This is a genomic window from Desulfurobacterium sp. TC5-1 (assembly GCF_000421485.1).
Taxonomy (GTDB): domain Bacteria; phylum Aquificota; class Aquificia; order Desulfurobacteriales; family Desulfurobacteriaceae; genus Desulfurobacterium_A.
In genome coordinates this window covers 1,336,424-1,348,374 of record NZ_ATXC01000001.1, presented here as the reverse complement: position 1 = coordinate 1,348,374, position 11,951 = coordinate 1,336,424, and the positions used below count along the sequence as shown (strand labels likewise).

Annotated in this window: 13 protein-coding genes and 1 riboswitch; of the genes, 5 read left to right on the top strand and 8 right to left on the bottom strand. The window is 36.9% G+C overall.

All coding sequences use genetic code 11. The features are described 5' to 3' along the window. From H153_RS0107065 to raiA, 5 genes are all read right to left on the bottom strand, one after another. Complete coding sequence (locus H153_RS0107065) at positions 1–420, bottom strand: 23S rRNA (pseudouridine(1915)-N(3))-methyltransferase RlmH (protein ID WP_022847436.1); 420 nt, start codon at positions 418–420, stop codon at positions 1–3. Further along, positions 417–770, bottom strand: coding sequence for a ribosome silencing factor (rsfS, locus tag H153_RS0107060; RefSeq protein ID WP_022847435.1), 354 nt, complete (start codon positions 768–770; stop codon positions 417–419). Before rsfS ends, H153_RS0107065 begins: the two co-directional genes overlap by 4 nt. 88 nt (positions 771–858) lie before the next feature. Next, positions 859–2,163, bottom strand: a complete 1,305-nt coding sequence (gene thiC, locus H153_RS0107055; protein WP_022847434.1) for a phosphomethylpyrimidine synthase ThiC — start codon at positions 2,161–2,163, stop codon at positions 859–861. A gap of 11 nt (positions 2,164–2,174) precedes the next feature. Further along, positions 2,175–2,969 carry a sulfide-dependent adenosine diphosphate thiazole synthase gene (locus tag H153_RS0107050; protein WP_022847433.1) on the bottom strand — a complete coding sequence of 265 codons (795 nt, stop codon included), beginning with the start codon at positions 2,967–2,969 and terminating at the stop codon, positions 2,175–2,177. A gap of 83 nt (positions 2,970–3,052) precedes the next feature. Then, positions 3,053–3,158, bottom strand: a riboswitch (TPP riboswitch). 36 nt (positions 3,159–3,194) lie between these two features. Then, a complete protein-coding gene (gene raiA, locus H153_RS0107045) occupies positions 3,195–3,755 on the bottom strand; it encodes a ribosome-associated translation inhibitor RaiA (RefSeq protein ID WP_022847432.1) in 561 nt (186 codons plus the stop codon). 72 nt (positions 3,756–3,827) lie between these two features. On the opposite strand from raiA, the gene H153_RS0107040 reads away from it, so the two are divergent. The 5 genes from H153_RS0107040 to H153_RS0107020 all read left to right on the top strand — a co-directional run bounded on the left by H153_RS0107040 (position 3,828) and on the right by H153_RS0107020 (position 7,603). Then, positions 3,828–4,793 (top strand): fibronectin-binding protein, encoded by a 966-nt coding sequence (locus H153_RS0107040; protein WP_022847431.1) that lies wholly within the window; start codon positions 3,828–3,830, stop codon positions 4,791–4,793. Between the two features lie 15 nt (positions 4,794–4,808). Then, entirely contained in the window at positions 4,809–5,279 is a 471-nt protein-coding gene (locus tag H153_RS0107035; RefSeq protein ID WP_022847430.1) for a universal stress protein, read from the top strand. 37 nt (positions 5,280–5,316) lie between these two features. Beyond that, on the top strand, positions 5,317–5,790 hold the full coding sequence (locus H153_RS0107030) for a universal stress protein (RefSeq protein ID WP_022847429.1): 474 nt from the start codon (positions 5,317–5,319) through the stop codon (positions 5,788–5,790). 67 nt (positions 5,791–5,857) lie between these two features. Beyond that, positions 5,858–6,805, top strand: a complete 948-nt coding sequence (locus H153_RS0107025) for an SDR family NAD(P)-dependent oxidoreductase (protein WP_022847428.1) — start codon at positions 5,858–5,860, stop codon at positions 6,803–6,805. Between the two features lie 3 nt (positions 6,806–6,808). Continuing rightward, positions 6,809–7,603, top strand: a complete 795-nt coding sequence (locus tag H153_RS0107020) for a methyltransferase domain-containing protein (protein WP_022847427.1) — start codon at positions 6,809–6,811, stop codon at positions 7,601–7,603. Between the two features lie 74 nt (positions 7,604–7,677). Here the strand turns inward: H153_RS0107020 and H153_RS09555 are convergent, their stop codons facing one another. The 3 genes from H153_RS09555 to H153_RS10175 all read right to left on the bottom strand — a co-directional run bounded on the left by H153_RS09555 (position 7,678) and on the right by H153_RS10175 (position 11,327). After that, positions 7,678–9,357 (bottom strand): hypothetical protein, encoded by a 1,680-nt coding sequence (locus tag H153_RS09555; protein WP_022847426.1) that lies wholly within the window; start codon positions 9,355–9,357, stop codon positions 7,678–7,680. Then, positions 9,344–10,795: a DUF2357 domain-containing protein gene (locus tag H153_RS09550; protein ID WP_022847425.1), complete on the bottom strand. Its 1,452-nt coding sequence runs from the start codon at positions 10,793–10,795 to the stop codon at positions 9,344–9,346. Before H153_RS09550 ends, H153_RS09555 begins: the two co-directional genes overlap by 14 nt. A gap of 391 nt (positions 10,796–11,186) precedes the next feature. Beyond that, complete coding sequence (locus tag H153_RS10175; RefSeq protein WP_022847424.1) at positions 11,187–11,327, bottom strand: hypothetical protein; 141 nt, start codon at positions 11,325–11,327, stop codon at positions 11,187–11,189. Positions 11,328–11,951 lie beyond the last annotated feature (624 nt).

Below are 11,951 nucleotides of genomic sequence, written 5' to 3'. Positions count from 1 at the left end.
TCACTCCCTGTGGTAAGGTGTTCCTTTTATGATCTGGAATCCCCGGTATATCTGCTCAAGCAGGACAATTCTTGCGATGTCGTGCTGGAGAGTTAGTTTTGATAGGGATAACAACATATTGGATTCTTTTTTGACATTTTCTGAGAGGCCGTCGGCACCTCCGATTACAAAAGAGATGTGCCGATGTTTTTGTAACAGTTTTGCAAACTCTTTTGAGGTTAGCTCCTTTCCCCTTTCGTCAAGGGCGATGATAAAACCTTTTGTTTTTGAAAGCAACAGTTCCCCTTCGTCTTCTTTTGTTCTCTGTTTCTTGACTTTCACAATTTCGATGTCTGTCAGTTTTTTTAGTCTATTGATGTAGTGTTCTTGAGCTTCTTTTAAATGGGGTGCTATCTTTCCAACGGCAATAACTTTTATCATTTTAAAAGCTCTACCGGTTCTATGCGTGGTGCGTCTATCCAGAGGTTTTCAAGTCCATATAGTTCTCTTGTTTCCGGGCGGAATATGTGGATTATTATGTCGCCGTAGTCTATGAGTATCCAGTTACCAAGATCGTAACCTTCTACACTTATGGGAAGAGTTTCTTTTTCTTTTAATCTTTTTGTTATTTCATCTGCGATGGTTCTTCCGTGTATGTCAGAAGATGATGAGACGATGAGAAAGAAATCGGCAAGGGCGCTTAATTCTCTAAGGTCAAGTATTACAGGCTCTTCAGCTTTTTTGTCAGAAGCTGCTTGAAGAGCTGTTTTAAGTTTTTCAATTGTATCCAAGTTCACCTCCAGAAAGTTTTTAATTTCCTTTTATTATAACAGGTTGTATTGGTGAGAAAATGCCGCCTTTTAAGGCGGCGTACTGCATTTACTTTTCCTTTTTGATGTATTCGTTGAAAGTTTTAACGGCACACAAATTACCGCACATACTGCATGTTTCTTCATCTTTCTTTGGAGCCCTTCTGTTTCTGTATTCTCTTGCCTTTTCGGGGTCAAGTGCAAGTTCAAACTGTCTTTCCCAGTCAAGGGCATCTCTGGCTTTTGCCATTTCTATATCCCATTCCATTGCACCAGGTACGCCTTTAACAATATCTGCGGCATGTCCTGCAATTTTTGATGCTATAAGCCCTTCTTTAACATCATTAACATCAGGTAATGCTAAATGTTCAGCCGGCGTTACATAACAAAGGAAGTCAGCTCCTGCTTTTGCGGCTATTGCACCTCCGATTGCTGCCGTTATGTGGTCGTATCCCGGTGCTATGTCTGTTACGATAGGGCCCAATACGTAGAACGGTGCACCATGGCATAGCCTTTTTTGAAGTATGATGTTTGTCTCTATCTGGTTGAGCGGCACGTGTCCTGGTCCTTCTACCATCACCTGTACGTCTGCTTTTCTTGCTCTATCAACTAATTCACCTAAGGTTATCAGTTCTTCTATTTGACACCTGTCTGTTGCGTCTGCGAGACACCCTGGCCGCATGCCGTCGCCTAAAGAAAGTGTTACATCGTACCTTTTGGCTATTTCAAGGAGCCGGTCGTAGTGTTCAAACAGTGGATTTTCTTTTTCGTTGTAAACCATCCATTCGGCAATAAGTGCACCGCCCCTTGAAACGATGTTCATCAGTCTACCTTCTTTTTTGAGCCGCTCTAATGAAGATAGTGTCACGCCGCAGTGAACGGTAATAAAGTCAACGCCGTCTTTGCAGTGTCTCTCTATAACATTAAAGAGTTCGTCAACGGTCATTTTCCCCATAAAGCCATGCTTTTCTATTGCTTCAACAACCGCCTGGTATATGGGGACGGTTCCAACCATTACGGGTGAGTGCTCTACAATAATTTTTCTTGTCTTTTCTATCCGGGTTCCTGTTGAGAGGTCCATTACGGCGTCGGTGCCATACTTTATTGAAACTTCTAATTTCTTCAGCTCAAGTTCTATATCTTCAACGTCGGCGGAGGTTCCTAAGTTAACGTTGACTTTTGTTTTTAGCCCTTTTCCTATACCTTTCGGCGTAAAGTTATCCCTGCTTCTGTGATAGATGTTTGCAGGAATAACAATGGTTCCATCAATTAAACCGTTGACTATATATTCAGTGTCTCTTTTTTCTTCTTCTGCGACCTTTTTTACTTCTGCGGGAATTTCTCCCCTTTTGACAAGTTCAACAAGGGTAGCCATTACGCCTCCAGTTAAGATTTAAGCTTTTGAGCTATTTCCATTGCTATCTTTTTCCCGGACATGAGCATGCCTCCAAAAACAGGTCCCATTCTGTGGGAACCGCAGGTGGCATTTGCTGCCATACCGCTGACGTAGATGCCGGGATAGACTTCTCTGCTGTTTTTAACGGTGTCTTCTTCACCTACAGAAGCCCAGAGCGGTTTTTCACCAACTACACATCCTGTTTCTGTGTCAAGTTTTATGCCGGCCTTTTTCTGGAGTGTTGAAACTATTGTTGCGTCGTGTCCTGTGGCGTCTATGACGTAATTTGATGTAACAACTAAAGGATCAACCATCAGCCCTGTTATGTCAACGGTGCTCCAGTTTATGACGAGGCCGCAAACTTTATATTGACCGTTTACTTTTTTGAGCACAACATCTTCAGCTGTTACACCATTGAATATTTTTGCTCCAGCTTTAACTGCTTTTGATGCTATTGTTGTTACTGCTTCAACGGCGTCTGCAGTGTAGTATCCTTCTTCGTATTTTCTGTATGAAACGCTGAATTCGTCAAGTATTTCTCTTCCCATTTCCTGGACAACTATTTCGTTGAAGAACATAGCGCCAGCCCACATTCCGCCGCCGATGGAGAGTTTCCTTTCAAAAAGAGACACTCTGAGTCCTTCTTTTGCAAGGTAGTATGCGGCCACAAGGCCTGAAGGTCCGCCGCCTACAATTGCAACGTCAACTTCAAGGTTCGAGAGAAGTTTCTCAGTGAATCTCTCGATGATTGCTTTTGAGATTTTTATCTCGCTGAGGTTCTCCATGCTGTTCCTCCCGGTATTAAATTTGCCTTAAAATAAAAAAGCCGCTAACTTTTAGAAGTTAGCGGCTAAAATCCTAACGCAGAGTAGGAATTTTAGCCGCTCCCTACGCCGGCATTACCCGGATCAGGTTCAAAGGGTTGTCCGGTTTCCCGGACTCTCAGGGACTAAGTCCCACCCCTGCGGCTTCAATTCTTAAATTTATCAAAGTTTTTTAACTTTTCAATCTCACGTACAGGAAGGAATTTCTATAAGTCCTAAATTTCCATCCTTTCTTTTATAAAGAACGGCCGCTTTTTTTGTAGAAGCATCGCAGAATACAACAAATTCTCTGTTAGAGCTGAGAAGTTTAACAGCAGCGTCTTCAACGGTTATCGGCTTGTAAAGTTCTGGTTCTACTTCAATAATCCTTATGGGTTTTTCTACAGTCTCTTCTTCTATGAGAGAAAACTCTTTTACGCCTTCTTTGTTGTTTCTCCTTGATTTTTGTACTTTCTCTTTTAATCTTCTAAGTTGCTTTTCGGCGGCATCAACGACTTCATCTATAGATGTATAGAGGTCGTCCGTTTCTTTCTTAATTCTGATTGTATGATCAAAAATGTTGTATATTACTATTTCAACGGAAGCTCTGTACTTTTCCTTTGAAACGATTACATCGGCGAATACTTCTTCTTTTCCACCTCCAAGATATTTTTCGAGACGGCTGAATTTTTCCTCAATAATGGACTTTAGAGCGTCTGTGAGTTCCAGGTCTTTTCCGATGAGGTTTAGCTTGAGAGTCGCCATCATACCCCGTCCTCCTTTTTCTTTGGTCTTATATTTAAAGTAACGCCAAAACCAAAAATTGGGAAGAGAGGTATTGTGAAAAAAGTTTTTCTCCTGTTTTCCGGTGGTCTTGATAGCATCATTGCCGCAAGATTGCTGAAACTTAGAGGATTTGATGTTGAGGCTGTTCACTTCAAAACGCCCTTTTTTGGAAAGGAAGAGAGTGAATTAAAAGGGCTTGCCGATAGAATAGGTGTTGAACTTAAGGTTTTTGACATTACAGATGAGTTTTTGCCCATTTTGAAGAATCCGCCTCACGGCTACGGAAAGAACGCCAATCCCTGTATTGATTGTAAGGCTTTAATGCTCAGGAAATTAAAAGAGGCTGCCGGCGGTGGAATAATTGCAACAGGTGAAGTTGTAGGTCAGCGTCCAATGTCACAAAGAGCTCAGGCTCTGCGGCTTATAGAAAAAATAGCGGGTCTTGAAGAACGAATTCTGAGACCTCTTTCTGGAAAGCTTTTACCACCTACAGTTTATGAAAAAGAGGGATTTATAAAGAGAGATTGGCTTTTAGATATTCAAGGACGTTCAAGGAAAAGGTATCCCGAGATTGTAAGGTTTCTCGGGATAGATGCTGATTTACCTACACCTGCAGGTGGATGTCTTTTAACTCAACCTGCTTTTGCAAAAAAGGTAAAAGATTTGATTAAACACGACCAGTTGACGAAAAGAGATATTGCCCTTTTAAAAATAGGCAGACATTTTAGACTTTCGGATGGTAAGCTTGTTGTTGGAAGAAACAGAGAGGAAAATCTTTTTCTTAAAAATTTTGTGAAAGGTGGGGATATTCTGTTTTACTCGGTTGACGTTCCAGGTCCTGCTGCTATTTTAAGACACTCTTTTTCACCTGAAGATGTTGAACTTGCTTCAAGAATAGTAGCAGGATATTCCGACGGTAAAAACAGAGATGCTGTTCTTGTTGCGGTTGAAAGGGATGGAAAAAGGGAAGAAATTAAAATAAAGCCCCTGCTAAATTTTGATTCTTACAGGGTGACTTGATACGGGGAGGTGAGGATGCCGCTTTTTGAAAAGGTTTTATACTCTACGGACTTTTCTCCTCTTGCAGAGTATGCATTTCATTATGTTAAGAGGCTCAAAAGTGCAGGAATGAGAGAAGTTGTAATCGTTCACGTCGTTAACGAGCTTTCCGTTGAGCTTCCCGAAGGATTGGACGTTATGCAGGAAAGGGAAGCCATGGATGTTCTTTCCAGGGCAGATAGGGAGTATCTTTTAAATGTTATTGAGAGAGCCGAAGCTTTAGAAAAGGAACTTAAAAATAAGGGAATTTCTGTTAAACTAAAAATAGTAGCGGCTTCTAATACTGCGGGACAGATAGTGAAGGTGGCAGAAGAGGAGAATGTGAACGTGATTGTTATTGGTGCTCATGGTAAAGGACTTTTAACACAGCTTATTCTTGGTAGCGTTTCTCATGATGTAGTTAGAAAAGCGAAGTGTCCTGTACTGCTTGTTAAAAAGAGGGATTAATTGATAAATCTTTTTATCAGGCGAGGGGGAGGTAAAGATGTCAGTATTCGGGAAAGTTCTTTATGCAACCGATTTTTCGCCACTTGCAGAGTATGCCTTAAAATTTGTGAAGAAACTTAAAAGTGCCGGAACAGAAGAGGTAGTGATAGTTCATGTTGTTGATTCGAGAACGACGGCACTTCCTGACGGTGCGGATCTGATAGAGAGAAAGACAGAACTTGCGCTTGAACTTCCTGAAAATGAAGCAAAGCACCTTTACGAATTGATAGAAAGAACGAGAGCCATAGAGAGAGATCTGAAGAAAGAGGGATTTAAGACAAGACTTTGTTTGAAAGCTGCACCGGATGTTTCAAAAACTGTTCTTGAAATTGCAGAGAAAGAGAAAGTGGATGTTATTATTCTTGGTGCTCACGGTAAGAGTCTTTTAGCTCAGCTTATTTTAGGAAGTGTTTCACTTGAAATAGTTAGAAAAGCAAAGTGTCCTGTTCTTCTTGTAAAAAAGAGAGATTAAGTTAGCTTTTCCTCTTCCTGAAAATTTGAGATAATGTATTGTTAGAATTTATTTTTAAGGGAAGAGGATGAAAAGGACGCTCGTTACCGGGGGAGCAGGATTTATCGGTTCTCATCTTGTAGAGGCTTTAGTTAAAGAAGGCAGAGAAGTTTTAGTTTTTGACGACTTTTCTACTGGAAAAATTGAAAATATTCCAGACAGCAAGCTTGTTCACGTTGTTAAAGGAGATATTTCTGATAGATTTCAGGTAGAAAACTTGTTTAAAAAATACCGATTTGATACGGTTTTTCACCTGGCAGCCATTGCATCTGTTGTAAAAAGTGTTGAGAATCCGGAAGAGACTCACAAAACAAATTTTGACGGGACGCTGTATCTTCTACAGGAATCTGTTAAGTACGGTGTTATAAGGTTTATTTTTGCTTCTTCAGCTGCCGTTTACGGAGATCTTCCGGGACTTCCCAAAAAAGAGACAGATCCGGTTAAACCTTTAACGCCTTATGCCGTTGACAAGTACGCTTCTGAAAGATATGTAATTAACGCTTATGAGCTTTACGGACTTAAAACTACCGCTTTAAGGTTTTTCAACGTATTTGGTCCCCGTCAGGATCCTTCATCGCCCTACTCTGGAGTAATATCGATTTTTGTTGATAGAGTTATAAGGAACCTGAAAGGTGAGAAAGTTGCGATAACGGTATTCGGTGATGGGAAGCAGACGAGAGACTTTATATTTGTCAAGGACGTTGTAAAGGCGCTTCTCCTTGTTGAAAGGTGCCATGAAGCTGTGGGAAGAGTCTTTAATGTGGGTACGGGGAAAGCCACCTCTTTACTTGACCTTCTTGATTATTTAGCAAAGATTGCCGGGAAACTTCCGCCGATTCACTTTGAGCCGCCGCGGAAGGGTGATATAAAACACTCCCTTGCTGATATATCGGAGTTGAAAAAGCTTGGCTTTTCACCCTCGTTTACCGCTCAGGAAGGGTTGAAACTGCTTTTTGAGTGGGAGATGGAAAAGTAGCTTATGGAGAATGAGTACAGCTGGAACGCGGGCGATTACGCTAAAAATTCACTTTTCCAGAAGAAATGGGCGCGGGAGCTTATAAAGAAGCTTTCTCTGAAGGGAAATGAGCGGATACTTGATATCGGTTGCGGAGACGGAAAAGTAACTTTTGAAATTGCACAGCATGTTCCTGATGGATGTGCCGTCGGGATAGACAGTTCGGAGGAGATGGTAAAGCTTGCTTCTAAAATGTTTCCGCCTTCGAAATATCCCAATCTTTCTTTTAAGCTTTTAGACGTTCGGGAAATGGATTTCTTTGAAGAATTTGACGTTATCTTTTCAAATGCGGCACTTCACTGGGTTATAGACCACAAACCTGTTTTAAGGAGAATGTTTAGAGCTTTAAAACCTGGTGGTAGGGCAGTTGTCCAGATGGGAGGGAAGGGAAATGCTGCCGGTGTTGTGGAAGTATTGAACAAAATAATGACTGAAAATCCGTGGAAAGAATACTTTCTTGACTTTTCTTTCCCTTACGGTTTCTATTCACCGGAAAGATATAAGCCACGGCTTATAGATGCAGGTTTTAAAGTTCAGTACATTGAGCTGAAACCTAAAATGATGATTTATGAAAGTGTTGAAAAATTTAAGGGCTGGATAAGAACAACGTGGCTTCCTTATATCAATAGAGTTCCTGAGGAGTTAAGAAATAGTTTTATTGATCTGGTTGTTGAGAGATACCTTGATAAACATCCTATAGACGGTAACGGCAGGATTAAGGTTTCAATGCAGCGTTTGGAGTTTGTGGCGGTTAAGTAAAATTTTCAAACCAATTTTAGAAATTGGCAATAAAAAACAATAAATTACTTAGTATTGCATAGTATTATATGGCTTTATATAAAGCTTGCAAAACCTTGTGTCTTCAATTTATATAACATTTCCAGAAGTTTGTGGGCTGTATGTTTGTACTTTTGATTGCTTATTGATTTTAAATCTGGAACTCCATTTTCTATTAAGTTTTCAGGTTTTTCTATACTAATTTCTTTTAAGAGTTTTACAATAGGATCCCATAATCTTTGTCTTGTTCCATTGAATTTTGGCAGGATTTTCATTTTTATAGCTAGGTCAAAGGCTTCATTAAGATTTTCAAATTTTAGTAAAGAGTTCTGGCTGTTATAAAGAAACATTATTATTTCATCAAAAACACGATATCCAAAATGTAAATTGTAAGGTTTAAGGATAGAGTTTATTTTTTCAAGCTTTTCGACGAAATTCTGAGGTTTATCTGCAAACTCTTTTATTTTTTCTTTATCTATAAGTGTAAATTTACCTTCGTTTATAAAGTCTTTTTTTAGTTGAGTTTTAAAGTCCTCCGTCATATTCGTTTTGTTATTTTCAGTGTTATCTTCCTTTAAAAATTTTAAGTATTCAAAAAAATCTCCGACATCAAATTCAATTGTAAAAGATCTGTCTAAAACTTTTGGAGAAAACATATATGTAGTTTCGTCTATGTTTACGGTACCAGCAAAGTAAAGATTGGGTGGGAGAAATAGTTCTTGAGGAACGTCATTTAAGTTCTCGCTATGAAGTTTTATACTTTGAGAAGTAAATCTAAAGTTGTCTTCTTTTAAGGAATTAATCCCTAAAGTTTTAATGAACTCTTTGAATTTATGGTTTTTCAATGCATCTTCTTTGTCTTCGAAGCGTTTAGTTTCTAAAATAGATAGAAAATCAGCAAAATAATATTCAACTCTTGCTAAGTTCATTTCATCAAATAGAATGAAAAACGGATCGGCTTCTTTTCCTTTTTCTGAATAGTTTTTAGAAGCCCTTAGGATAAACTCTAAAAGAGGTGTGGAATGATATGTTTCTTTTAGAGGATTGTAAAATCCGAGTAATGATTTTGTGTCTTTAAAGTCTGGCCTTATGGATATAAATTCTTTTTCGACTTTAGGAAAGCATTTTACAAACTCTTCAAAAATCTTTGTTTTTCCTGTTCCGGAAAGTCCGGCAAGAATCACAAAGCCTTTTGTTTTTAGGGAATTATAAAAGGATTTGATAATGTGTTGATCCAAGTTTAGTTTCTTTGAGAGACAATTTATTTTGTTTGCATTATACTCTATCTTTACTTTTGTATTCTTTTCACTTTCACTTATCCATCTTGTTATTATATCTTGAATTTCTTCCTCAAGATCATTGAAATTTCGGCATACAGTTTGTCCTTTAAAGATTTTTTTTGCAACATCCTTTATTTGATTATTTTCGAAAATTTTTAGTATTTTTAGTTCAATATAATTACGATAACTTTCGCTTTCATCTTTCCAAGCCTTTTTCAGAATCTGATATATTCTTTCATCACTCCCTTTTTCTTTTACTCTTGTCAGAACTCCCTTGTTATTGATAATGTCAAGAAAAAGTAAAATATTACCCTTTTCTACGTTACATCCTCCAGGTCTATCATTCCAGAAGTATTTCCTATCGTTGTTAATATAAATACCATCTAGTATAGTTTTTTTGAAATTTTCTTGCATTCGTTTATTTCCTGAAATCTTTATAACCTTATTTGGTTTCATTATAGACCTCCTTTATGGATATAGTAAGGTATCCAATACCTTTTAACTCTTTTTTACTATTATTTTTGAGGCTTTTTAAAACTTTGGTTAGGTTAAAGGATTCAGTATTGTTATTTTCATAATAGAACTCTCCATTTTCCTTCCCTATACAAACAGCAATTGCTGCATCTAACTGTAGACCATCTCTGTAATAATGCATATTTTTAAAGATATCGCTTTTATTATTATTGTCAAATAGTCTAAACTTTGCGTCAAATACTATCTTTTTATTTTTATCATCGAAATAAATCAAAAAATCAGGTCTAAATTCTAATCTTGAATATGTATATTTTGTTGCCTGAAAGTGTAATACTAATCCATTGTTGAAACTGAATTTAGCTTTATCATATATTGTTTTTCCTATTTTCTTTGGTTCAAAGTCAATTTCTACCTTATAGTTTCCAAACTCTTTTTTAAATTCTTCAAGCAATTTAACCAAAACATAGTATTCCCAGAGAGTTGCCATATCCTTTAATGAAAAGGCCAGATCCAGATCCTTAAAGAACTTGGGAATGTATGAAATGTGCAAAAGCCTATAAATCTGAAAAATTTCTCGATAACCTGCTTTTTTCATTAAAACTTGTGAACTTGAAGGAAAAATAGAAAGATCTCCTACTCTTGAGAAAATATCGCTTTGAAGTGCATATTCGATGTTTTCCTTTATCATCTGTAGTTCAAGAATAAACTGGAAATCCTTTAAATCCTCAGAAAGTATGTTTTCCAGTTCTTTTAGAAAAAGTTTTACAAATCTATTTTCCAGAGTATCATAAGTTTCATCTACTTCATACTGTAAGACGGAAATTGGAGAATATTTCTGTCCTTTATATTCAAAAATTCCGTTTTCTGTTTGATACAACCTTTCCGGGCTTTGACATATATCGGTTATTACTTCTGAATTTATATAGCTAATTTCCTCTAAACTTTTGTATGTTTTGTACTCAAAAAGTTTTCTGTGGGGATTAGAAAGAATAAGCTGTAGAGAGTTAATTAATTCATCTTTCTTTTCTAAAAGAAGTAATAATTTAAAAATTTTGCTATCGTTTAACGTGCTTTCTTCAACTGGAAACTTGGCTAGGCCAACTGTATAAATTATTTGTTCCTTTAAAAGCTTTTCCAGTATGTAGTTAAGAAATTTTTCAAATTTATTGGTATAGATATGATAAAAATTACTTAAAGGTTTTCCATTTTCATCTATAAGGCAAAAGTGTTCCGCTAGTTTCCTTGGTATTATTAAATATCTGTCTTTATTAGTTTCCAATATTCCAGTAAAGTTTTTAAAAACAACTGTATTGCCAATGATTTCTGCTTGGTCTTTTTCTACTAGATGGTCCATAATATATTTGAAAGTATCTTTTATTTCTTCTTTTTTGAATCCATATTCCGCAAAAATCAGTTTCACTTTGGCATAACTCCATTTTTGATTTTTTCTACAACTTTTTCTTTCCTCCAAATAGCATGAATTGTTTTGTATAAGTCGAAATAAATTAATTTAAGCAAAACCTACGAAATATGAAAATATAACTCCTATAAGGTTGTGTCAATAATTTTATGTAAGCCATTATGAATACCTTCTGCAGAACATGTTCTGAATCTCCTTCTTGGCTTCCAGAAAACCATTCACTATCCTTTTAGATCACTTATTGTTAAGCATTGTTACCCTTAAGTAAACGAACTTCAAAAGCAGAACTAACAGACGGTAACGCTTCTATTAGCTTAACTTACTTCCTTGTTTTCTTTATAGTCTTTATCTATCATCTGTTTTCAGATTTTAAAGTTTTCCAAAGGTTGCATCATAAAAATACTTTTATAAAAGCCGTTTTTGTTCCTCCGTGCTCTTTAAGAAACACTTTTCTTTCTACTGTCATGATGAATTCCAGTGTCTGCTTTACCACTTCTTTAATGATGTCTGGTAAAATTTTCTGTAGTTTCATTTTCACCTCCTGGGGTTGGTATTTGTGGGGTGTTCCCCAGGAGGTTTTTACCTAATTCTTCAAGCTTACACAAAATATCGTACACTACCAATGGGAATGTAATTTTTTGGGTTACAGTATTGTATGATTAAAGTATTATTACATAGAGTTATAATGAGGCAGATTGATACTATTGAAGAACTAGTGTCACTTTTAAAAAGAAAAAATTGTTGTCGGATAGGAATTGATGGTGTTAATGGTGTTGGTAAATCAACTTTGGTATGTCAGTTGTCCGATGTATTGATTGTAACTCATTTTTGTTTGGATGATTATCTGGATAAACGTAAGGGATAGTATTTAAAATATCTAAAGTATAAAGATTTAAAAACAGAAGTTTTGAAGTTTGACTGTTTTATTATTATTGAGGGAATTTGCTTGCTTCACGTTTTAGAAAGGATTAAAACCGAAATTGATTGCCTCATCTACATCAAACGAGTGCATAGAGGTGTTTGGTGCGATGAGGATTATTGTGATGTCTCGGATGTAGAGAAGTATATTAAAAAAGAAAGATTGCTTCTGAAACAAATAATGACGAAGTTAGGTGAACCGTGGTCAGGAACATTAGGAATAACAGAGGAAATTATC